Below are 23,789 nucleotides of genomic sequence, written 5' to 3'. Positions count from 1 at the left end.
TGTCCTCCTTAATGAGTACCAATAAATTTCAATACAATTTGAAACATAAACATTGCGAAAAATGTTGAATCAAATCGATCTAATACTCCTCCATGACCTGGAAAGATATTTCCAGAATCTTTTACATTAAATCTACGTTTATATGCAGATTCTACTAAATCTCCTAATTGCCCAAAAACTGATAAGGCAATCATTAAAATCGTCATTTCTATAAAATGAAATCCTAATGGATTGAATAATTTTAAAGCAATCGTTCCTAACCCAATTGCTCCAATCACTCCACCAATGGATCCTTCAATCGTTTTGTTCGGACTAATTGCAGGAGCTAATTTATGCTTTCCAAAACTTCTTCCTGTAAAATAAGCAAACGTATCTGTCCCCCAAATAATACAAAAGACAAAAACGACCATTCCAAAACCATATTCACGTACAAATAAAATTCCGGAAAATCCACCGCCTACATATAAAGCAATGAGAGATAAGAAACTGACATCTTCAATGGACAGCGTCTCACTTTTATAAACGGTTAACGACATTAATAACATCACACATAGGAAGAAAATATAAAAGAAATCAACACCTACGGGTAATTCAATAATCGGTGCTCTTGCAAAAATAATCGATAGTGTAGCTATAAGCGTTAAGATTCCTTCAATCGAAACAATCGATAATTTCTTCATCTGAAAAAATTCAAAAATTGCAACAAATGATAAAAATCCAATAACAACTTTAAGTAAAGTTCCCCCAATAACTAATGCAGGAACAAACAACATCAAGGCAACAATGGCAGTGATGATACGTGTCTTCATGAAATTAATCCTCCATATCGTCTCTGACGTTTCTGGTACGTTAAAATTGCTTCTTCTAAATCTTCTTTACTAAAATCTGGCCAAAAAATATCTGTAAAATAATATTCGCTATACGCTAATTGCCATAAAAGAAAATTACTTAACCGTTGTTCACCACTTGTACGAATCATTAAATCTGGTTCTGATAAATCTCCTAAAAAATTCGTTTGTAAATGGTTCGTAAATAGTTCTTCATTAATTAAATCCGCATCATACTCACCATTTGAAACATCTACAGCAATTTCTTTTACTGCTTGAAGAATTTCTGCTCTCGAGCCATAATTTAACGCAAAACATAGAGTCATTCCTGTATTGTCTTTTGTATCCTCTACTGCTTTTTCAACAACTTTTCTTGTTGCTTCTGGTAATTGATCGGTAAATCCAATTAGACGGATGCGCATATTTCGCTCTTGCAATTCAGGCATAAATGAACTGAAAAAGTCTCCTGGAAGTTTCATTAAAAAGCTCACTTCTTCGGTTGGTCTCTTCCAATTTTCTGTACTAAACGCATACATTGTCATAGCCTTTACTCCTAATTCATCAGCAGCAATAGCTATTCTTTTAACCGTACTCATTCCCTCTTTATGACCAGCAATTCGAGGTAAATTTCTACTTTTTGCCCAACGTCCATTACCGTCCATAATAACTGCAATATGTTGAGGAATATTTGTTTTATCTAATTCAATGGTTTTTGTTTCTTTTTTCTTTTTCCAAAAAAGCATCATTTCAATTCCTTTACTTATGAAATACTCCCTTATTGTAACAGAAAAACACCTTATTGGGTAGTTATTCCCCCTTCTTTTAAACCATTCTTAGACTTTGCTAGACAAAGTCGTGAATGAAGGTTTCTACCATGGTGTTCTTAGGAAAAAAATGGTATAATGCTAAAGGACAAAAGCATATTAGGAGGTAGAAAAACAAAATGATTACAATGAAAGATATTGTATTAGAAGGTCACCCTGCTTTAAGAAAACGTGCGGAAAAAATTAGTTTTCCATTGTCAGATGACTTGCAACATTTAGCAAAAGAAATGCTAGAATTTTTACATAATAGTCAAGACGAAGAAATTGCTGCAAAATATGAATTACGTGCTGGAGTTGGCTTAGCAGCTCCACAATTAGGAAAAGAAATTCAAATGATTGCTCTTTTAATTCCAGGATATGAAGATGAACCTGCTCTACTTGATGAAGTATGGATTAATCCTCGCATTTTAAGAGAATCTGTAAAGAAAACTTGCTTAAAAGAAGGCGAAGGATGTCTATCTGTGAATAGAGACGTTCCTGGAGTCGTATTAAGACCTCAAAGAATTACTGTAAAATATTTCACACCTGAAGGTGAAGAAAAAGTTAAAACTTTGACGGATTATGAAGCAATTGTTGTTCAGCACGAAATTGATCACTTAAACGGAGTTATGTTCTATGATCATATTAATCAAGCTCAACCACAATACATTCCTGAAGGAGCTGTCGTAATTGGATAAAAAAATTGCAGTGATATTTGATTTAGATGATACCCTTTATTCTAAGAGTGAAGTGTTTTTTAAAACGTTTAGTCAATTCGCAACACCAAGTATAGATGCGGAAAGTCTCTATTTAACTTATCAAAAAAGAAGTGATGAAGCTTTTGAAAAATTTTCTGCAGGAGAAATTTCTCTTTCTCAATCACATCTAGAACGAGTTTCCAATACTTTTAAAGATGTAGGGGTTGAGTTATCCTCTGAAAAAATTCAAGCTTTTATTAAAGCTTACCAAGACACTTTAAATGCTATTACCCTTTCTGAAGAATGGATTGAAGTATTTCAACAATGTAATAAAGAATCATATCAAATTGCTATTTTGACGAATGGCCCAACAAACCATCAGAAAAATAAACTGTATCAATTAAACTTATCCAAGTGGATTCCTGAAGAGTTTTGGTATATTTCAGAATCTATTCAAGCGAAGAAACCAAGCATTCAAGCTTTTCACCATGTCGAATCAAAAATTTCTGCTGATGAATATTTTATGATTGGAGACGATGTCCAAACAGATATTACTGGAGCTATTCAAGCGAACTGGCACCCGATTCAATTTACAAAATATCATCAAATGGATGCAGGAAATCTATCATGTGATGAAGCTAAAGAACCAAAGGAAATCTTTCCTTTAATCCAACAAATACTACACAGATAATTGTACTTAAAGTGTACTTTTATGTTAAAATAATTTTTGAAAACTATATTGAACAAATAAGGAGTTATAAAATGATTTTTAAAATTACTTACCAACCATCAAAAACTGAAGCACCACGTCGTGAAAATACTCTATCACTATACGTAGAAGCTCAAGATAAAGTTGAAGCTCGTCGTTTAGTTGACGAAAACACTGAATACAATGTGGAGTTCATTCAAGAATTAGATGAAAAACATCTAGCTTATGAACAAAAAAATCCTGATTTCAAAGTTACGGTGTTTAACTAATGAAACCAACAATAAAAAATAATGAAACGGGCGTATTCGCTTTTGGTGGTTTAGGTGAAATCGGAAAGAATACCTATGGCGTCCAATTCCAGGATGAATTAATTATTCTAGATGCTGGAATTAAATTCCCTGAAGATGATTTATTAGGAATTGACTATGTAATTCCTGACTATAGCTACATTATTCAAAACCAAAGTAAAGTTAAAGGTCTCTTCATCTCTCATGGACACGAAGACCATATTGGTGGTATTCCTTTCTTAATTAAACAAGTGAATATTCCAATTTATGCAACTAAATTGGCAATGTCACTCATTCGAAACAAACTTGAAGAACATGGCTTACTTCGAGATGCTATCTTACATGAAATAGATGAAGATTCGGTTATTAAATTTAGAAAAACTCAAGTAAGTTTTTACCGTACTACTCACTCTATACCAGATGCATTCGGTATTGTCATTAAAACTCCTCCTGGAAATATTGTATTTACAGGAGACTATAAATTCGACTTTACACCAGTAGGACAACCTGCTAACTTACACAAAATGGCTCAAATTGGTGAAGAAGGTGTACTAGTTCTTTTAGGAGATAGTACGAACTCTGAAGTTCCAGGATTCACGAAATCAGAACAAGTCGTTGGACAATCGATTAAAGAAATTATTCAACGTGTTGAAGGTCGTATTATTTTCGCTACATTTGCATCGAATGTTTCTCGTTTAAAACAAGTAACAGATGTTGCAGTAGCTACTGGACGTAAAATTGCTGTCTTTGGACGTAGTATGGAAGCTAGCTTTGCTACTTCTCGTGAATTAGGATATATTTCTGCTCCAGATGATACATTTATCGATGGTCGTGATATTAACCAATATCCTGCTGAAGAAGTGATTATTTTATGTACAGGATCTCAAGGTGAACCAATGGCTGCCTTAAGCCGTATTGCCAATGGAAATCACCGTCAAATTTCTGTACAACCTGGAGATACAGTCATCTTCTCAAGCTCTCCTATTCCTGGAAATACAGCTGCAGTAAATCGTGTGATTAATTTACTATCTGAAGCTGGAGCTGAAGTTATTCATGGTAAATTAAATAATATTCACACTTCAGGACATGGTTCTCAAGAAGAACAAAAACTAATGTTACGATTAATGAAACCGAAGTATTTCATGCCAGTTCACGGTGAATACAGAATGCAAAAAATCCAAGCTAACTTAGCAAGTCAAGTTGGAATTCCTAAAGAAAATTCATTCATTTTAAGTAATGGAGATATTTTAGCAGTAACTAGTGACTCTGCTCGTCGTGCTGGACATTTCTATGCTGGAGATGTTTATGTAGACGGAAATGGTATTGGAGATATCGGAAATATCGTTTTACGTGACCGTAAAACTTTATCTCAAGACGGTTTAGTGATTGTCGTTGCAACGGTTGATTATGATGAACGTGAATTAGTAACAGGACCTGAGATTTTATCTCGTGGATTCATCTATATGCGTGAGTCCGGTGAATTATTAAACCAAGCTCAACAAATTCTGAAAGAAGAATTACAAGTCTTCATCAATGAAGCTGACGAACCTTTAAATGAGAGATCCCTACGTAATCTTATTATCGATACGTTAAATCCTTATTTATATAAACAAACAGCTCGCCGCCCAATGATTTTACCAGTCTTAATGGGTGTTAGCGCAGAAGATGTGGAAGAATAAACTATCATGAAAAAAGAAACATCTCGCTTTATTAAGCGAGATGTTTCTTTTCTATAATTGTATTATTTTATTAGCAATATTCATTACAAACCGTTGATCATGTTCAATTAAAATCAAGGTTGGCTTCACTTCTTTAATTAGTTCTTCAATTTGAATTCTTGAAATAACATCAATAAAATTTAGAGGTTCGTCCCAAATATATAGATGAGCAGGTTTAGAAAGGCTAATAGAAATTAGCACTTTCTTTTTTTGACCATCACTATATTTTTTCATATTTGTATCAAATAATTCTTTTGGAAAATCTAATTTACTTAAAATTGTTCTACAAGTAGTTTCATCTACTCCATGACTATGAATATAGTTTATTAAATCTCCTTCCAAGGAAGAAGCATCTTGTGAAATATATGAAATTTCTAATTGATTAGCTAGTTTTAAATCACCAACATAGTCAAGATATTGACCCATTAATATTTTTATGAGGGTTGATTTTCCACTACCATTTGGTCCATTTATAGCAATAACATCCCCTTGTTGAATTTCAAAATTGAGATTAGAAAATAGTTTTCTTTCTCCAAATTGATAACTCAATTTACTAGCAGATACAAGCAAAGATTTATAATGTTGTAAAGGACGAAGGAATAAACTATCTTTTCTTTCAAGATCTTTTAATAAATTTTCTTTTTCTTCGATTGCTTTTTTCTGACGCTTTTCTAAATTCTTCGTCTTTTGCATCATTTTTGCTGCCAAATGTCCGATACGTCCTTTATCTGGCTTTATACCAGAAATTTTCACACCATTCTTCGTGTTTTCAACTTTATTCGACCAAACCTTTGTCTGTCTTGCTGCCTTGTTTAATCGTTCAATCTCACTTTTAATTTTTTCATTTTGATTGAACTCATACTGATCTTTTGCTATTTTATTTTCATACCATGACGTAAAATTACCTGATTGTACATCAATTGAGTTTCGATTAAAAGAAATGACATGATTAATACATCCATCTAAAAAATCTCTATCATGAGAAATCAATAAAAATCCTTTTTTACTCTTCAAATAATCACATACAATTTTTCTTCCATTCACATCAAGGTGATTCGTTGGTTCATCAATCAATAAAAATCCATTATCTTTCGTAAATAATATCGCCAATAGAAGCTTAGTTTGTTCTCCTTTGGAAAGAGTTTCAAATTTTCTTTCCATAAGACTTTCATCTAACTTCAACTGATGAAGCTCACGATACACTTTCCACTCATCTTCTGGGGATGTCCACTCTTCTAATAATTCCATCCCAGTCTTTGAAAAATCCAGATGATTAGGAGGAAATTGAACAAATTCAACACTTTTATGAATCTTTCCTTTATAAGATTCTTGATCTAATAATAACTTAAACAAGGTTGATTTTCCGATTCCATTTCTACCAATTAACCCCGTTTTCCAATTTGTATCTAAAGAAAAACTCACGTCATCAAACACAGGTTTTGTAGATGAAAAATACGAAAAGGTTAAATTTTCAATTTTAATCAATGACATGATATCACCTTGCTTTCAATTATACTTTAATATTATTATAGCAGAATTTAATTTGATTCATAAGCTTTAATCTAAATAACAGGAAAAACCTCTAAATATATAGAGGCTTTCCCAACAAACATTTATTCAAAATTTATTTTTTTCTTTTCTTACTAACAAACACTCCTCCTAATAATGCAATACTTGCTGCAATCATTTCTCCTAGACTTGAAACTGTTCCTGTTCTTGGTAATTCCGCTTTAACTTCTGGATAAGTTACCTTTTCTTCAGTTGTTGTTTCTTGATTTGTTTCAGTTTCTTTTGGCGTTTTAACTTCTTCATTCTTCATAGATTGACTTACTTGTGTACTAACTGTTTGTTCTTTTTCACTTTCAGTTTTAGCTAATTGAGTTGATTGAGTTGTAGTAGCTTCTGCTTTCACATTTTCAGGTTTTACTGCTTGAGTTGAAGGTAAGTTATTTGGTTGTTCATCAACAGTAGCAGGTTTAACTGGTTGAGTTGAAGTAGATTTTTTAAATGTTACGGCATATAAACTAAAGTGGTTTACAGTTAAGCGAACACTATCATCTTCACCTTTTTCAAATGGTACTTCGTGTACAATTTGTTTAGTATCACTTGTAATATAGTAAGCTTTATCAACTTCTAATCCAACTGGTACTCTAACTTTAGCATCACCATTCACTGGCACAGCATTTCCATCCTTATTCACGAATGTAATTTCATATGCAATATAATCTTTATCTGCCAATGCAGAAATTGTTTCATTTACTCTTTCTACTTTTAACATCTTAATATTCTTATCTAAGTGTTTCGTAGCAATTTCAACCGCCACCGGTGTATCTCCATTTTCATCTTCAAATTTAGCGAGTGTTTTATCTTTATTTAAAGTTACTAGAACTCCTTCTGTTTCATATAATGGCAATGTAACCGTTGGAGTTTCTGGCACTGGTGTTGGCGTTGGTGCTGGTGTTGGCAATGGCGCTGGTGTTGGCGTTGGTGCTGGCGCTGGTGTTGGCGTTGGTACTGGCGCTGGCGTTGGTGCTGGCGCTGGCGCTGGTGTTGGCACTGGCGCTGGTGTTGGTGTTGGTGCTGGTGCTGGTGCTGGCGCTGGCGTTGGCGTTGGTGCTGGCGTTGGTGCTGGCGTTGGCGTTGGCGCTGGTGTTGGTGCTGGCTCTGGTTGCGGCTCTGGAGTCGGTTGTGTTTCTTCTTCCGTTATTGTTTTTAGATACTCTACCATTCGACCAACAGATGTTGGCGTTAATAAATTATATTTCTCTAATTCTTCTCTATAAGCTGCAATTGTTTTTAGCGCTTCTACTGCATGTTTCTTATTAATTTTAGCAACACGCTCTACTTCTGCTAGTAATTCTTTTTCATCAATCGGTTGTTCTTTGTCGATTGGTTTTACAAAACGTAGTTCTGCTGCAGAAATATGTCCATAATCACCATAAGTTTGAATTCCTGTAAAGATTGCTTTTTTGACTTTTAATGGCGTATCAAAATTAATAACTTTTGTTTTCGAATTATTTTCCCAACCATTAAAATTAAAAGTATGTTCTTTATTAGCTTCATCAACAACTACTAGTTTTCCTTTTAAGACACGTCCATTATCTCCACTAGGTCTAGGTACATATTCAAATTTAGTAGCTTCAATCGGTTGCTTAAAGGTTACAGTTAATGGTTTTTCTAAACTTAATGCTCCATATGGAGTATGCCACAATGAGCTTGGATTATTATCAAATGCTAACCATGGTGAATCTTGAGGTTCTGAAACTGCATCAATGGATTCAATATCACTTGTATCCGGTGTAGTACGTTTAATTTCAAGACTTTCTTTTGCTAATTGTACATTTTCAATTAATTGTTTTGCTTCTGGAATTGAAATGTCATCTGCTGCTTCAGATAAACTTAAAATTGCATCTTTGTAAGCATATAGTGATTCTTTTGTATATTGTTCATCCTTCACAGGAGTTATCTTATCAAAGGCATCATCTACAAGCATTTTACCTGTTAAATTCACTTCTTCAATTTCTAGATTATCCATCATGAAATCTTTATAACCTTTAAAGTTAATTTCATTATTATCTGTATCTTGTTTTGTATCAGGCGCTTGACTAGTTGAGTAAATTCCTACCCACGTATCTCCTTTTTTATCTCCTTCAACATAGAATGTCACTTTTTTAGGTTTTGTATCATTTTCCCATGTATTCGATAAATCATACTTAGTCACTTTACTTCTACGATCTAACTCTCCTCGACCGACCACAAATGCATACGTACCATTTGAACCAGCTTCATATTCAAAAGTAATTTTATATGTCTTACCAGCTTCAAATCGATAGTTTTGTGGAATTGTTTGATACACCAATTTATCACGACTCGTTAATCCATTTGTTTTTAGTGACCAGTCACCGTCAATAACATCATTTACTTTTTTACCATTCCATCCACGTTGTGTATATGGTTCATGTTTTTCAGATAAGTGTGTACGGTTATCAGATACGCCTTCAACATTTCCTACAACAAATGGGAAAATACCTTGTGGAACATCTTCAAAATTTTGTTTAAATTTGCCAGTTCCTGTATCATGTCCATCTCCATACATTACTGAATGATTTTCAAATACACGGATTTCATCAAAATAAGTCGCCTTACTATCTGCATCTCTACCTAATTCAAGAGTAACATTTGAAACATCATCACCCGTTGTAAAGAATACATACATATTTTGGAAATAACTTGTATTATTAATTGTTGCATTTTTCGGTAATGTATTATGTGCATGAGCTTGTACATAATTTTTTGCAATAGATTTATTTGTATAGTTAGAAATTGTCTTATCTCCAACTTTCACAGTAATATCTGCTTTTGCATCACTTCGATTATCCACTCCAACATATACAGCATATTTTGTATTTGGTTTCAAATCTGTTAATGTTTGTTTCAAAGTAACTCTTTGAGTATTTCCTTGAATTCGAAGCATTTCATTGGCTCCTTGAGATTTTACAATTTCAGCATGCTCTGCATCTCCTGTTTTTTGCCAATGATCTAAATTACCGCTATTAAACCCTTGATCATATAGGTGTAATCCTTCACTCCAAACAATTGTCTTTTTACCTTGAGGTTCTTTATAAAGTACATATGGTTGATTAGCTTCACCTTTCAAATTAATTTTACGATCTGCTCCAACTTTTACTTCTACAACATCTTGTTTTCCTTGATCCGTTAAACGATAAAGATATACTTTATCAACATTCCAATCTTCTGGTAATGTCCATTCAGTAGTAGCTGATTCATTTGAATAGAAGTACATTTTTTCTTTATTACCTGTTAATGCATTTCCATTTGCATCCCAATTCCAAGGGACTAAATACTTACCATTATCTTCAATGACTCTTCCATTTAATGTAACAGTTCTTTGACGATAACCTACTTCATTAGGATTATTAGATTTACGTTTGATATTCACAGTATTTCCATGATCATCCGTTAATCCAACTTCCATTTCAGGAGTCCATTTATAAGTTGTACCATCATTATTCATTGTAACTGGTTGTCCATTTACCCAACGATTTACTTTAAAGTGTTGGAAATATTTTGTCATAACATCATTTTCAAATAAATTACGAATGTATCCTTCATAATCACTTCGACCTTGCCAACCTTCAAAGTCTTTCATATTATATCCACCTAATAATGGATAATCTGCAGCACCACCATATTTAGGATAATCACCGACCCAAGAATCTTTTTGATGATTTCGAATGAATCGAACAATATTTGAATTAATTCCTTTATTTGTGTAACCACCATATGTTAAATCAGCAGCCCAGTGTTGGAATGTAGAATCATATTCAGCACCATGTCCCCATTCAATCGCCATTCTCCACCCTTGAGAATTCAATTCTTTCGCTAATACATGTGAAGGCCAGGCACTATTATCTCCAGATTGACCATTTCCCCAAACGTCAACATAAATAAAGTCTAGTCCATCTCCTAATTTATCTTTTAAATCTTTCCAACGTTGTAGACGATTGTGTGCTAAGTCATAAGAAGCATCAATATTAATTCCTTGATCTAGCCAGTTCCATCCATACATATAGCTTCCATCTTGGTTTTTACGTAAAATCGCTTCTGAGAAATATTTAGATTCTGGATAAGTTTCAGAAGCATTGACATGGATACCGATTTTTGCTCCATATTCTTTTGCTTTTGCAATTAAAGTTTTGAAGTCTTCTACTCCACCGATACGTTTACCAATATCTGCATAATTCAAGTGTCCTGAATCATGTCCCTCACTACCATATCCTTTTAGTAAAATAGATTGACCTAATCCATCTGTGTGAAGATTAATTTTCTTAATACCATCTAAAGTCATTAGGAATGGATTTTGAGCTTGAGAAGCAAAGTTCATTGCAATACGATATGCTACTAAATCAGGAACATTTTCTGCTCCTTTTGGATTATTCATAATATTACGGTATGCAATAGCACCGTCTTGCCAATCAACTTTATTGTCATTGTTCGCATCTTTTGTAATCACAACTTTTGAACTTGGTAATTCAAGAGTATATTCCGGATATACTAACTTATTGTGAGCACGTTGATAGTAATATGGAGAACTTTGGATTCCTAAATAATTTACCCCTTCTACACGTTCTAAAAATGCTGTTAAACGTGTAAAATCACGATTTCCTCCACCATAACTGAATTGAGAATTACTCCATACTGCTGCAGATAACTCATTAGAAGAAACAAATCCATACATATATGCATCTGCAAAATCTTTCATAACGCCTTTTTTCAAAGCAATATGTTCATCTCCAGATTTACGTGTATTATTGGACATTTTTGCTCCATCAAATTTAGCATCTGTTTTATCAGATCCTACTGAAACAAGAGAGTTCCCAGGAAATTCAATTGTTTGAATTAATTTTTTAGTATTATCAATTTCTTTTCCCATTTCGACTTGATTATTATTTTTAATTTTTGTCACGTCAAAATGCATTTCATTACCAACAATTTCTAATTTAACAGTAATTTCCGCATCAATAAATTCAGCTTCATTTTTTACTTTAAGCGTATATGTTGCTGCTGAATCACTATCTTTATGGTACGTAACAGTTGGAGTCACTGTTTGACCATTAATACTCATTTGACTAATTTTTTGTACTTGTCCAGTTAATGTTTTTCCATCTAATTCATATTGTTTTACACGTGGAAATGCTGTATCAATCACCGCTTTTAAGACATCAGAATGAATCGTTTCATAACGAACATCTTTATCATTTTTTTCTAATCCCTTATTGTCAACAGTTGTATCTTCCGTTGCTTTTACATTTTCTTGATTATCTGTTTTGACATCAACTTTAGTAACTTCATCTCCCCATGCTCCTGCTTTTAACATTACTTTATTAACATCCTTTAATGCATTCTTCACAGTTTCAGGAACTAATACTGTACTAAATAAATTAACTCCATTATTTGTCGCATTTAATTGACCATCTTTTTTATATGAAATTTCTAAATGATTTTCTGAATCTGGGGAAGGTGCTGCCACACGTTCTTTACTATACCAAGTATCAGTGTTTGGACCTTTATATTGCCAAAACCATCCTTGTTTATCATACCCTACAAAAATATTATTTTTATTATCTTTATAATTTACATAAACACCAAAACGTCCTTTTTGATCATCTGAACGTTCTTTAAAGGTTAAATCGATATTGACATTTCCTTCCTCATCACCTTTTAACCCTTGTTTCTCAAATAAAGCTTCTTTATCACTATTATTGTTTGCAGTTGTTGAAGAAAGTTGATTATAACGTACACCGTCTTCGGCAACTTCTTTAACAGTACCTTTAACTTTACTTACTGATTCCCACTCTATTGTTTTTGCTTGAGTAGTCGTTTCTTTTTCAGTTGAAGAAGCAGATTTTTCTGTAGTTGGAGCTGCAGGTTGAATTGGAGTTGTAACCTCTTGTTTTGTAGCTGTATTTGGTATAGTTGAATTTAAAGTTTCTACTGGAGTTGTATTTTTTTCTACCTTATCTGTTTTAACTCCAACTATTTCTGTTTTTTCTTTAGTTTCAACATTTTCCTTATGAGTTGTTTCCTTTCCAGCATCATTAACTACTACAGTTGATGAATTAATATTTGTAACCGCAGCATTCTCCCTTTGTTTTGACACTTGATTTTCGGTTTTTTCAACAGTTTTATCCATTGGTTTTACCGTCTGATTATTATCCACGCCACTAGTAGAAGCGTTTTCATTTTCAGCTGTTACTAGTTCACTTTTTGCTTCAGTTTGTGGATTTTCTGCGGCTGCTACCATAGGTGCACTTCCAAGAAAATATGCCCCAATCAGAAGTGAGCACGTTCCAATGGTCAATTTTCGAATCGAAAATCGTTGTCTCTTCTCTCCTTGAATATTTTGTTTTTTCATATAAATACCCCCTTACAAAATTGTAACGCTTTCAATTCAGAATATAGCATAATTTAATGGGAATAACTATTGCTTTATTGCTAATTTCTATCACTTTTTTGCTATTTTTGTAAAGGGTTACATCGTTGTTATACCGGAGTATTTTAAAAGATAAATTTTGTTATATTTTTTATAATTTTAACAATATAGATTAAACAAAAAAAGACGACTTTCGTCGTCTTCATCATTATTGAAATACATGTTGTAAGTCTTGTAGCATTAATTTAGTAGATTCTAATCCTCCACCACTTAAATACCATAAGTCAGAAGTTAAGTTTACAACTTTATTATTTTTTACAGCATTTGTTGCTTGAATTAATTCATTTTTCATTAAGGCATCTGCTTTAGAATTATCTCCACCGATTGCTAATGTACGATTTAATACAAATAATACATCAGGGTTTAATTCACTAACACCTTCAAAACTAATTTCTTGTCCGTGTCTGCTTTCTTCAATTTTAGCATCTGTTGGACGGAATTTTAAATCTTGATATAAAAATCCAAAACGTGATTGTGCTCCAAATGCAGACATTTTACCTTCGTTTAACATAATTGCTAAACTTTTTTCGCTATGTTTTTCATTTTGAGATGCAATTGTATCAATAACTGATTGTAATTCTTTTACTTGAGCACTTGCTTTTTGTTGAGTTGCTTCATCAAATAAGCTCGCTAAGCTTTTAACATTTTTTTGAACAGAACCCCAATAATCTTTGCTATCTACATTAAAGATAACTGTTGGAGCAATTTCTTTTAATTGAGGGATAAAATCTTTTACACGTGTAGAAGCAATAATTAAGTCTGGTTGCATTGCCGCGATCGCTTCGATATCCGGTTCTTTCATGCTACCTACATTTTGAACCTTTTCTCCTAAATCCTTAATATAAGTTGGTAATGGTTTTGTTGGCATTCCAACGATTGTTTCACCTTGCCCAATTGCACGTAATGTATCTGCTGAACCTAAGTCAAATGTCACAATTTTCTTTGGATTTGTCTTCACTTCAACAGTTTCTGCTCCATCTGTTAGTTGTACTTGTTTCACTGTATTCTCTTGTGTTGTTGATGTTACAGTTGTTGTTTTTGTACCACAAGAAGCTAATAAAAATGTTGCTCCCATCATTACTGTTGTTAATAATTTTTTCATAATTCTCTCCTACTTTACTGTAATATATTTTTTCCCTGAAACTTCTATCACTTCGATATCAATTTCATATAATTCTGATAAACTCTGATTCGTAACTACATCCATGGTTTTACCATGAAACTCACATTTTCCTTCTTTAAAGGCTACTAAATAATCTGAAAAGTTAATCGCCATATTTAAATCGTGCATCACAATGACCACTGTTTTATCTAGATTTTCTACCATATAACGGAGTAATTTCATTATTTCTACTGCTTGTTTTAAATCTAAATGATTTAAGGGTTCATCTAGTAAGACAATGTCTGTATCTTGAGCTAATACCATTGCGATAAAGACTCTTTGCATTTGCCCGCCTGATAACGTTTGTATAGAACGTTCTCTTAGCTCTAATAAATTCGTATGTTTTAATGCTTGATCAATCATTTGATAATCAAGTGTCGATAACTTTCCTTTTGAATATGGATAACGTCCAAAGCTAACTAACTCTTCTACTGTTAAAGATACTTGAAAAGATTGATTCTGTTTTAAAACGGATAATTCTTTTGCCAGTTCTTTGGAATTCCAAGCTTCAATTTCTTTACCCTTAATCCATAATTGACCAGAATCTTTTTGTAATAATCGACTCATAATGGAAACTAAAGTAGATTTTCCTGCTCCATTTGGTCCAATAAAAGCTGTTAATTGATTTTTGGGAATCGTTAATGAAACGGAATCGACAACTACCGTATCATATGCTTTATGAATATTTTTTAATTCCACTACGGTACCTTCCTTTCAATAACAATACAAAATATAATAATCCTCCAAACCATTCGATGACGACACTAATTGGAATGTTTAAATGGAAGAGCTTCTCAATAACAAGTTGTCCTCCAAGTAATAAAATACTTCCTAACAAAAATGCAATCGTCCACATATGTAAGTGTCGATAATCTTTAATCCATTGATACGTTACATTTGCAATCATAAATCCTAAAAATTGCATTGGTCCCACCAATGTTGTAGACAGACTAGTTAGTAATACAATCACTAATAAAATCCACTTCTCTTCTCTTGCGACATTTACACCTAGTATTTGTGCTTGAACTTTTCCAAGGTGAAAAACATTTAACACCATATGTTTTCTTATTAAATAGATTACTGAGATTACCGTTAAAATAACTACCACAATGACTAATTCACTTTGATGATGCATTCTTTGGAAGGATGGAAATAATTTTCCTTGTAATTTATCAAATTCATTCGGATCCATTAACACTTGCACGAATGTACTTAAACTTCTAAACAATGTTCCAAAAGCTAAACAAATAAATAATAGCATTGAAAATGGAATCGACAGTAGATCATTAAATGCTCGATAAATCAAGAAGAAAAAGATCATCTGCAAGACAATCGTCAGCATTGAAATCCATAGATTTGGCGCTGTTTCCATTCCTAAACTTAATTGCCCCCAATAAACCATCGTTTGAAATAATACAAACACACTCTCAATTCCAAGTACACCTGGAGTTAGAAATCGATTCTGTACAATTGTTTGGAAACTAATCGTCGATATTGAAACACATAAACTCACTAGTAAAATAACTGCCCACTTTAAAAATCTCTTTTTAAATAAGAGGACAGAAAATTTTCCCATATTTCCAATTGGAAAGAATAAGAAAATAGCACTGATAATGAGTAATAAGCTTACTAGTGTTATAGTTAATAGAAGGGTTCTCCTCTTCATCGATGGCTCCCTCCTCTTCGAGAACTAATTCTCAAGATTTGACTAATTAATAGTCCAGCTCCAACAATTCCTAAAATCAGACTAACCGATACTTCATATGGTGGAATCACTAATCGAGCAATAATATCACAGGCTAAGACTAACACTGCTCCTAATACTGCTGTCTGAGGAATCGTCTTTTTCAAATCATCACCAGATAAATAGCGTACTAAGTTCGGAATAATAATTCCTATGAAAGGAAGTGCTCCAACTGTAATCATCGTAACACTTGTTGTGAGTGAAACTAATAGTAACGTTAGCCATTCTAATCTCTTATAAGAAATTCCTAAATTCAAGCTAATTGATTCTCCTAAATTAGCAATCGTATAAACATGCGCTAATTTGGTAGAAATAACGATTATGATTAGACCAAAGAATAACCATTCGTATTGGTGAGTTTGAATCATAGAGAAGGATCCTTGTGTCCATGAGGTTAAACTTTGTACGAGATGAAATTGATACGATATCATATTTGTAAAGGCTGAAATCATTCCACTAAAAATTAATCCGACAAGAGGAATCATCCACTTCTCTTTTAAATCTAAAGATTGCTGAATCATAATAAACACTATGGTGAGGGCAAATGAACAGATAAAGGCACATAGCATTTTCTGAAATAAGCTAGGGCCATTAAAAAAGAATAAACTTAACAATAATCCTAGTTTTGCTGCTTCAGTGGTACCAATTGTACTAGGTGCTGCAAATTCATTTTGCGTCATCGTCTGCATTAATAATCCTGCAATACTCATGGAACTTCCTGCTAATATCACACTCAACAGTCTAGGAACTCGAGATAACCAAAAGACTTGTTGCATTTTGCCATCTTGTTGAAATAATAATTCCCAAGAAAATGTTTGGGCTCCAACAGATAAGGAAATCAATGATAGGATGACCAAAAGGATACATAAATTTCTAAATTTCATAATCTCTCCTTTCTAATTGATAATCATTCTCAATTACATAATTATTAGTTTACCAAAAATTTCTGTGATTGCAATGGGTTTGGGGAAGATTGGACTTATTCTAAAATAGTTTGTATAGACTTTTTGACACAGTAGCAACGGACGCAAGCAAACCCGCTGGGTTTCATTGCTAAAAATTGAGCCTTGGTCTCAATTTTTCCGATAATATAAGCCAATTTTGGCTTATATTATTTATGCTACTGTAAAAAGTCTATGGTTGGAGCTTTCTATTACTCTTTTTTCAATTCAATATTTTTTCATTTCTACTTTATTATTCCTTATAAATAAGCTATAATATTCGCAAGAAAACGTTATCAAATTTTAATTTAATTAATTGGAGGTTTTGTTATGATGGTTATAAATCCTCAAAGGTATAAAAATGGAGATACTTTTTATAAATTTTAATCAACAATTCTATTCGATAATCTGTTTAAAATCATTATGGAAAGCTTTTTCTATAAAGGAGGAATTTATATGTTAGGTGTTTTAATTGCTACAGTAGTATTTGCGTTAATTGTTATTGGATTGATTATGAATTTCAAAAAAATAGTTAGATGGATAAAAAATATTTAATATTTAGTTTCAAAGTAAAAAGGTATAAAAGCTTTGCTATTGCTCTGCTTTTATACCTTCTTCTTATACAAATCTTTTATGTTTTGATTGGCTCCATTTTACGGTGATCCAACCGCTGAATGTTCCTACAATTGCTCCTGCTAGTATATCTGTAGGATAATGAACGTATAAATACATTCTTGAAAAAGCAATGAGGCTTGCTAAGACGAAAGCCATAATCCAGTACTTTTTCAAACGAAGGAAATACAATACACTAACTACTGTAAATGAAATAGCTGTATGTCCTGATGGGAATGAATAATCTAATGGTTTTGAAATTAATAAAGAAACCGCTGAATTAACCTCATACGGACGAGTTCTAGCTACGATTGGTTTAATGAGACCATTACACAAAACCGTATTGACTACTACCGCAATAGCTAAAAGAATCCCTAAAGTTCTTGTTTTCTTATTCATTAACAAAACTGCAATTATCGCTAACCAAATGAATCCAACATTCCCTAATGAAGTAATAAAAATCATAATAGAATCTAATATTGGATGATGTAATTTTTGAAATCCATCAAGAATTTGTAATTCCGTCATCTATTTAGAATCCTTTTCTTTTAATTTTTGTAATCCTAATACTAATAACAAACCAACTAAAGCTGCAATTGGTGAAAATGTTGAAAAATTCATTGCTTCTTGAGGAATTTTTAATGTCGTTGGTCCCATTACAATCGCATAAAATGAACCAATCATCATTCCAATGATGCCATAAATCATTTGACTACGATAATGTTCCAGACAATATTTAATGGCTTTAACAACAAATAAGGCTCCTGCTAATACCCCTAAACTAAAAATAGCTAAACTTGGAACATAAGCTAAGTGGAAAGTTAATACTTCTTTCACTGCAAAAACAACTGGAATATAAGCTCCAAAGATTAATAATAATGTTGAACCAGAAATTCCTGGTAAAAACATCGCAGAAATTGCAATCATTCCAATAAAGAACAATTTAATGGAATCTACAATAGAAAACTGGCTTAAATCAAAACTTCCTTTACCAGTACGAGAATTCATCCAAGTAATTCCAGCTACAATCGCTACCCCTAGAAGAATATAAAAAATTCCCATTAATGGTTTTTTCAAAGATTCTTTTTCTTCCATCATCATTAAAGGAATGGCTCCTGCAATAAATCCGATAAATAATGAACTGACACCATAAATATGCGATTCAAATAAGGAAGATAATACTAAAATGGCACTGACCATTCCAATTACCCAACCAATACCTAATTTTACTAAATAAGTAAAAGCTTCTTTCTTCTCCTTTGTACTTCCAAAAGCAATATCATGAATAGAACCGATAAATTGATCATAAAAACCCATAATAAAAGCTACCGTTCCTCCAGAAACCCCAGGAACACTATCGGCTAATGCCATACAAAATCCATTTAAAATTTGACGAAACATAAGTTTCTCCTTTCATTTATAAATAAAGAGACTAGGCTACTGCCCAGTCTCCATCAATACTAGTCTAAGAAATCTTTCAATTGTTTTGAACGACTTGGATGACGTAATTTGCGAAGTGCTTTCGCTTCAATTTGACGGATTCTTTCACGAGTAACTCCAAATACTTGGCCTACTTGTTCTAATGTACGGATTTCTCCATTTTTGTCTAGACCAAAACGTAAACGTAATACATTTTCTTCACGATCCGTTAATTGTTCTAATACTTCATCTAATTGTTCTTTTAATAATGCATAAGCTGTATGTTCAGCTGGACTTGTTGCATTATCATCTTCAATAAAGTCTCCTAAATGTGAATCATCTTCTTCCCCAATTGGAGTTTCTAATGACACTGGTTCTTGAGCAATTTTTAGAATTTCTCTCACTTTTTCAGTTGGTAAGTCCATTTCTGCTCCAATTTCTTCAGGAGTAGGTTCGCGTCCTAAATCTTGTAATAGTTGTCTTTGAATACGAACTAATTTATTAATTGTTTCTACCATATGAACTGGAATACGAATTGTACGTGCTTGGTCAGCAATGGCACGAGTAATTGCCTGACGAATCCACCATGTAGCATATGTTGAAAACTTAAACCCTTTTGTATGGTCAAATTTTTCAACGGCTTTCATTAATCCCATATTTCCTTCTTGAATTAAATCTAAAAACTGCATTCCACGTCCTACATAACGTTTCGCAATCGATACTACTAAACGTAAGTTTGCTTCTGCTAAATCTTGTTTTGCTTCTTGATCTCCTTGTTGAATTCTTAAAGCAAGATTCACTTCTTCATCCGCACTTAATAATGGTACTCGACCAATTTCTTTTAAATACATACGAACAGAGTCATTAATTTTTACATTTGAAGATATAGCTGTTTCATCTTCTGAGATTTCTACTTCTGCTTCTTTTGAAGATTCTGCAGATAATTGACGACTAGTTGGTCCACCATCTGTATCCACTACACTAACACCAGCATCTTCAAATTGTTGAATTAATTTATCCATTCCCTCTGCATCTAATTCATATGGAATCGCAATTTGCGCTGATAAATCATCATATAAAATTTGTCCAAACAATTTTCGTTCTGCTAATAATTTACTTGTAGCTTCTTTTAGCGTTTGACCATTTTTATTGTTTTCAACTGTCATCCACTATTCCTCCATTCATGATTTTTTTAATTGTTTCTGTATATTAATTAACTCCATCATTAACTGATTCGCTTTCGTTTTATCATTTAATAATTGAGCTTCTTTTAGTTCTTGCAAACATCTTTGATACTGTTGTTTTAAATCTTCTTTTTTAGATAAAAAATACATTAAATCATGAATCTCTTTTTCCGTACATTCTTGCGGCATTTCTAACCACTCAATCATCGACAATAAATTCCGATTTACTGTATCCGATTCATCTAAAAAATTCATAAATTCTTGAACTAGTAACTCTTCAAGATGTTGCTCACGAAAACTTTTCAACAAAATATAAAATTGTTGATAGTCCACAAAAGGAAATTCAAACTCTTCATCTTCCCTTAATAAATAACTCCATGCTTCTGGAGAATGTAACAAACGATAGAGAAGTTGTTTCTGAGAAATTTCCATTGGACTTTCCTGAGAAATTTTTACAGGAGTTGATGTCCACTCTCGTGTTGTTTGAGAAGATTGTTGTTTAAATTTTCTCTGGGCAAAATGAACTTGACTAGAAAGTAAATCAACTGAAATTCCGAACTCATCTGATAATGATTTTATCGCAAATTCACGTTCAATGGGTTTAGAAATTTTGGCTAATTCCATCGTCATTTGTTCTAAAAATTGCACTTTTTCTCGTTCAATATCTAAGCGATATTGTTTTGAAAAATATCGTTTTTTAAACTGAAAAACAGATTCTGTATGATGAGACAATTGTTCTAGATAAGCTTTGGCTCCTCGTTGTTGAATGAACTCATCTGGATCTTTTCCAGCATCTAAAAACAAGATTGAAATCGTTAGAGCAGAGTTTTCTTGTAATAATTCAATTGCCCGATTTGTTGCATCCAATCCCGCTCTATCACTATCATAGGCAATAATAATTTCATTTGCCACTCTTGATAAGATTTGAATTTGATCTTTTGTTAATGAGGTACCCATCGATGCTACCCCATTTTTTGCACCAGCTTGCCACGAAGCAATGACATCCATATATCCTTCATATAAAACGACTTGTCCTGTTTTACGAATCGATGATTTTGCTAAATCATAATTAAATAAGAATTGTCGCTTATTAAAAATAGGAGTTTCTGAACTATTTAAGTACTTTGCTTCTTGTTCATCAACTATTTCCTCATCATTGGGTAATATGCGGCCAGAAAAAGCAATGACTTTTCCTTGCTCATTTCGAAGAGGTATCATAATTCGATGATAAAAACGATCGATAAACTCATCATTTCTTGAAATGAATAAGCCTGATTCTTCCATCTGTTGAGGTGTTAATGGAATTTGTTTGATTAAATTCGTTACATACGTACGATCTTTTAACGCAAGTCCCATTTTAAAGGTTTGAATCGTCTCTAATGTATAGCCTCGATTTTGTAAATACTCTAGTGCTTTTTCACCGCCACGTGTTTGTAATAACACATGTTGATAAAATTCAGCCGCTTTTTCATGAGCTGTTATTAGCGGTTGATAAGTATCTTGAACCGTTGGTCGAGAAATCGAATATTTATTTTCAAATGGAATTTGTGCTAATTCTGCAACTTTTGCTACAGATTCAACAAAAGAAAGTCCTTCGATTTCTGATATAAAAGAAAAAACAGATCCTCCTCTACCACAACTGAAACAATGATAGAGTTGTTTTTCCTCTGTTACTGAAAATGAAGGTGTGCGCTCATCATGAAAAGGACAATGGCCAAAATAATTCTTTCCTCGTTTTTTCAAAGAAACATACTGACTAATAATATCCACAATATTTGCTTGTGATTGAATCTGATTCAGTGTTTCTTCAGGAATAACTTGACTCATAAAACTGCCTCCTTTTCCTGAAATATTAAGGAACTTCTCCGGTTTCGCCTAATATCCCTAATGATACAGGATATATAATATCATCAAATGAAAATTGTTTCAACTAATTTTACTTTTCTTTTAAAAATAAAAATAATGGGGCAAAAATGGGGCAAACTTTTCTCGTTTTTACCACTTTGAGCTAGTTTTTGCAAAAAATAAAAACCCAAGAATGCGATAATACCGCGATTCTTGGGTTACAGCTAGTATAGAAAAAGACTAGCCTAATTTGTTGTAATATTCAACGATTAATGATTCGTCAACATCAGATGTTAACTCATCACGTAATGGTAGACGGTTTAATGAACCTTCTAATTTTTCTTCATCAAATGTAACAAATTCTGGACGTCCATATAAAGATTCTAAAGATTCTTTAATGATTGTTAAGTTACGTGATTTTTCACGAACACCAACAACATCTCCAACTTGTACTTGGAATGAAGGGATATCTACACGTTTACCATTTACAGTAACGTGACCGTGGTTTACTAATTGACGAGCTTGACGACGAGTTGAAGCTAATCCTAAACGGTAAACTACGTTATCTAAACGTTGTTCTAGAAGGATCATGAAGTTTTCACCATGTTTACCTTCTTTAATTTTGCCAGCTTTTTTGAATAAAGTAGCAAATTGACGTTCGTTCATACCATACATATGACGTAATTTTTGTTTTTCTTGTAATTGTTGACCATACTCAGATAATTTACTACGGTTATTTGGTCCGTGTTGACCTGGTGCGTATGGACGACGAGCGATTTCTTTTCCTGTTCCTGAAAGTGAAATGCCTAAACGACGAGATAACTTCCAGCTTGGTCCAGTGTAACGTGACATTGAACATTCCTCCAATAATAAAAATTTTTTTGGAGTAAAATAATTGCGAAACAGTAGATTCGTGCAGTCTCTACTAGGGTTCACCTTTGCAGCCGTGGTTACTACCTTCCTCTTAATGGATAGGACTGTTGACGAGCTTCTCTTATTTCTGCTGCATATTTTACACAAAAATTATTGTATCAGATGTTTGAATAAAATGCAAACTATTTTATCCAATTTCTTCCCATTCCATTTGAATATTTGCACATCGATTTCCATCTTGAGAAATTAAATGATACGTATGTGTTCTCTCTTGACTTTCTTTTGGATTTTCTTCCCATAAAGTCGAACATGCAATCGTTGATTCTGGTAATACTTCTTTTTCATATTTAATCACAACTTGTTTTAACTGATGCCCCTTTAAAAAATCCATTCCTAATTCACTAAAAGCAAAATCAAAGTAACGAGCATTATTGACGTGGAGATTAGCATCAATATCATTGATTCGTATTTTATATTCTCCCGTTGTGGCATCTGAAAAATCTTTTTTAGGAATTCGAGTTGCTTTTCTCATTTCTTTTCCAATAGACAATGGATATTCCAACACAACTTCTTCATCTATTGAAACAATTTTGCGTGCCTTCATATCCAGCATAGCAAATGTCGTAATACATTCAAACAATTCTTCTCTTTCTTTTGTAAGAATGCGATATTCACGGTAAGTAAAAAATTTATTATAGCTAATCGCTTGTGTTTCAATGATAACTTCTTCATCTACTTTTGGCATACGCTGAATCTCAATTTCGTGTTGAATCACAATCCATGTATAGCCTTTTTCATAAATTAAGTTTGGATTTTGTAATTGTTGTTGTTGCTTTCTAGAAGCTAACATCATCATTCCTAGAGCTTGGCTTAATAACAAATTTCCTTTCCAATCACATTCATAAGGAAGAATTGTACGCTCTATTTGGCAAATTACGTCAACCGTCATAGCT

18 protein-coding genes are annotated in these 23,789 nt (G+C 32.9%); 4 read left to right on the top strand and 14 right to left on the bottom strand.

Annotated elements, in window-relative coordinates:
- Positions 1 to 8: 8 nt before the first annotated feature.
- Together RWM24_RS01665 and RWM24_RS01660 are read right to left on the bottom strand one after the other, a co-directional pair.
- On the bottom strand, positions 9 to 809 hold the full coding sequence (locus RWM24_RS01665) for a phosphatidate cytidylyltransferase (protein WP_314110926.1): 801 nt from the start codon (positions 807 to 809) through the stop codon (positions 9 to 11).
- Positions 806 to 1,573 (bottom strand): isoprenyl transferase, encoded by a 768-nt coding sequence (locus RWM24_RS01660; RefSeq protein ID WP_314110925.1) that lies wholly within the window; start codon positions 1,571 to 1,573, stop codon positions 806 to 808. Before RWM24_RS01660 ends, RWM24_RS01665 begins: the two co-directional genes overlap by 4 nt.
- A gap of 197 nt (positions 1,574 to 1,770) precedes the next feature.
- On the opposite strand from RWM24_RS01660, the gene def reads away from it, so the two are divergent.
- The 4 genes from def to rnjA all read left to right on the top strand — a co-directional run bounded on the left by def (position 1,771) and on the right by rnjA (position 5,003).
- Entirely contained in the window at positions 1,771 to 2,328 is a 558-nt protein-coding gene (gene def / locus RWM24_RS01655) for a peptide deformylase (protein WP_314110924.1), read from the top strand.
- Entirely contained in the window at positions 2,321 to 3,019 is a 699-nt protein-coding gene (locus tag RWM24_RS01650) for an HAD family hydrolase (protein ID WP_314110923.1), read from the top strand. The genes def and RWM24_RS01650 overlap by 8 nt, the downstream gene beginning before the upstream one ends.
- A gap of 71 nt (positions 3,020 to 3,090) precedes the next feature.
- Positions 3,091 to 3,306: a DNA-directed RNA polymerase subunit epsilon gene (locus RWM24_RS01645; RefSeq protein WP_006702773.1), complete on the top strand. Its 216-nt coding sequence runs from the start codon at positions 3,091 to 3,093 to the stop codon at positions 3,304 to 3,306.
- On the top strand, positions 3,306 to 5,003 hold the full coding sequence (rnjA, locus tag RWM24_RS01640) for a ribonuclease J1 (RefSeq protein WP_314110922.1): 1,698 nt from the start codon (positions 3,306 to 3,308) through the stop codon (positions 5,001 to 5,003). The genes RWM24_RS01645 and rnjA overlap by 1 nt, the downstream gene beginning before the upstream one ends.
- Before the next feature lie 51 nt (positions 5,004 to 5,054).
- Here rnjA and abc-f read toward each other — a convergent pair whose 3' ends face one another.
- The 12 genes from abc-f to RWM24_RS01580 form a co-directional block, all read right to left on the bottom strand.
- Positions 5,055 to 6,533 (bottom strand): ribosomal protection-like ABC-F family protein, encoded by a 1,479-nt coding sequence (gene abc-f, locus RWM24_RS01635; protein ID WP_314110921.1) that lies wholly within the window; start codon positions 6,531 to 6,533, stop codon positions 5,055 to 5,057.
- 133 nt (positions 6,534 to 6,666) lie between these two features.
- Positions 6,667 to 12,978, bottom strand: a complete 6,312-nt coding sequence (locus RWM24_RS01630) for an endo-alpha-N-acetylgalactosaminidase family protein (protein ID WP_314110920.1) — start codon at positions 12,976 to 12,978, stop codon at positions 6,667 to 6,669.
- A 226-nt stretch (positions 12,979 to 13,204) separates the two neighbouring features.
- A complete protein-coding gene (locus RWM24_RS01625; RefSeq protein WP_314110918.1) occupies positions 13,205 to 14,158 on the bottom strand; it encodes an ABC transporter substrate-binding protein in 954 nt (317 codons plus the stop codon).
- Between the two features lie 9 nt (positions 14,159 to 14,167).
- Positions 14,168 to 14,917, bottom strand: a complete 750-nt coding sequence (locus tag RWM24_RS01620) for an ATP-binding cassette domain-containing protein (protein ID WP_314110917.1) — start codon at positions 14,915 to 14,917, stop codon at positions 14,168 to 14,170.
- Entirely contained in the window at positions 14,895 to 15,884 is a 990-nt protein-coding gene (locus RWM24_RS01615) for an iron chelate uptake ABC transporter family permease subunit (protein WP_314110916.1), read from the bottom strand. Before RWM24_RS01615 ends, RWM24_RS01620 begins: the two co-directional genes overlap by 23 nt.
- Positions 15,881 to 16,846, bottom strand: a complete 966-nt coding sequence (locus RWM24_RS01610; protein WP_314110914.1) for an iron chelate uptake ABC transporter family permease subunit — start codon at positions 16,844 to 16,846, stop codon at positions 15,881 to 15,883. The genes RWM24_RS01615 and RWM24_RS01610 overlap by 4 nt, the downstream gene beginning before the upstream one ends.
- Before the next feature lie 675 nt (positions 16,847 to 17,521).
- Positions 17,522 to 18,043: a phosphatase PAP2 family protein gene (locus RWM24_RS01605; protein WP_314110913.1), complete on the bottom strand. Its 522-nt coding sequence runs from the start codon at positions 18,041 to 18,043 to the stop codon at positions 17,522 to 17,524.
- Positions 18,044 to 18,916: a DUF368 domain-containing protein gene (locus RWM24_RS01600; RefSeq protein ID WP_314110911.1), complete on the bottom strand. Its 873-nt coding sequence runs from the start codon at positions 18,914 to 18,916 to the stop codon at positions 18,044 to 18,046.
- A gap of 59 nt (positions 18,917 to 18,975) precedes the next feature.
- The gene (gene rpoD / locus RWM24_RS01595) at positions 18,976 to 20,100 is read right to left on the bottom strand and encodes an RNA polymerase sigma factor RpoD (RefSeq protein ID WP_314110910.1); all 1,125 of its coding nucleotides are present in this window, start codon (positions 20,098 to 20,100) and stop codon (positions 18,976 to 18,978) included.
- Positions 20,101 to 20,115: 15 nt separating this feature from the next.
- Positions 20,116 to 21,945, bottom strand: coding sequence for a DNA primase (dnaG, locus tag RWM24_RS01590; RefSeq protein WP_314110909.1), 1,830 nt, complete (start codon positions 21,943 to 21,945; stop codon positions 20,116 to 20,118).
- A 258-nt stretch (positions 21,946 to 22,203) separates the two neighbouring features.
- Positions 22,204 to 22,815, bottom strand: coding sequence for a 30S ribosomal protein S4 (gene rpsD / locus RWM24_RS01585; protein WP_006702788.1), 612 nt, complete (start codon positions 22,813 to 22,815; stop codon positions 22,204 to 22,206).
- 208 nt (positions 22,816 to 23,023) lie between these two features.
- Positions 23,024 to 23,785, bottom strand: coding sequence for an acyl-ACP thioesterase domain-containing protein (locus RWM24_RS01580; RefSeq protein WP_314110908.1), 762 nt, complete (start codon positions 23,783 to 23,785; stop codon positions 23,024 to 23,026).
- Positions 23,786 to 23,789: the final 4 nt, after the last annotated feature.

This window comes from uncultured Granulicatella sp. (assembly GCF_963516875.1).
Lineage (GTDB): Bacteria > Bacillota > Bacilli > Lactobacillales > Aerococcaceae > Granulicatella.
This window is presented reverse-complemented; position numbering and strand designations above follow the sequence as displayed.

Bases quoted from the DNA above. Each gene is read 5' to 3' on its own strand.
- RWM24_RS01615 (WP_314110916.1), bottom strand. From the start codon at position 15,884: ATGAAGAGGAGAACCCTTCTATTAACTATAACACTAGTAAGCTTATTA.
- RWM24_RS01610 (WP_314110914.1), bottom strand. From the start codon at position 16,846: ATGAAATTTAGAAATTTATGTATCCTTTTGGTCATCCTATCATTGATT.
- def (WP_314110924.1), top strand. From the start codon at position 1,771: ATGATTACAATGAAAGATATTGTATTAGAAGGTCACCCTGCTTTAAGA.
- dnaG (WP_314110909.1), bottom strand. From the start codon at position 21,945: ATGAGTCAAGTTATTCCTGAAGAAACACTGAATCAGATTCAATCACAA.
- RWM24_RS01630 (WP_314110920.1), bottom strand. From the start codon at position 12,978: ATGAAAAAACAAAATATTCAAGGAGAGAAGAGACAACGATTTTCGATT.
- rpoD (WP_314110910.1), bottom strand. From the start codon at position 20,100: ATGACAGTTGAAAACAATAAAAATGGTCAAACGCTAAAAGAAGCTACA.
- RWM24_RS01605 (WP_314110913.1), bottom strand. From the start codon at position 18,043: ATGACGGAATTACAAATTCTTGATGGATTTCAAAAATTACATCATCCA.
- rpsD (WP_006702788.1), bottom strand. From the start codon at position 22,815: ATGTCACGTTACACTGGACCAAGCTGGAAGTTATCTCGTCGTTTAGGC.
- RWM24_RS01580 (WP_314110908.1), bottom strand. From the start codon at position 23,785: ATGACGGTTGACGTAATTTGCCAAATAGAGCGTACAATTCTTCCTTAT.
- RWM24_RS01665 (WP_314110926.1), bottom strand. From the start codon at position 809: ATGAAGACACGTATCATCACTGCCATTGTTGCCTTGATGTTGTTTGTT.
- rnjA (WP_314110922.1), top strand. From the start codon at position 3,306: ATGAAACCAACAATAAAAAATAATGAAACGGGCGTATTCGCTTTTGGT.
- RWM24_RS01625 (WP_314110918.1), bottom strand. From the start codon at position 14,158: ATGAAAAAATTATTAACAACAGTAATGATGGGAGCAACATTTTTATTA.
- RWM24_RS01645 (WP_006702773.1), top strand. From the start codon at position 3,091: ATGATTTTTAAAATTACTTACCAACCATCAAAAACTGAAGCACCACGT.
- RWM24_RS01660 (WP_314110925.1), bottom strand. From the start codon at position 1,573: ATGATGCTTTTTTGGAAAAAGAAAAAAGAAACAAAAACCATTGAATTA.
- abc-f (WP_314110921.1), bottom strand. From the start codon at position 6,533: ATGTCATTGATTAAAATTGAAAATTTAACCTTTTCGTATTTTTCATCT.
- RWM24_RS01600 (WP_314110911.1), bottom strand. From the start codon at position 18,916: ATGTTTCGTCAAATTTTAAATGGATTTTGTATGGCATTAGCCGATAGT.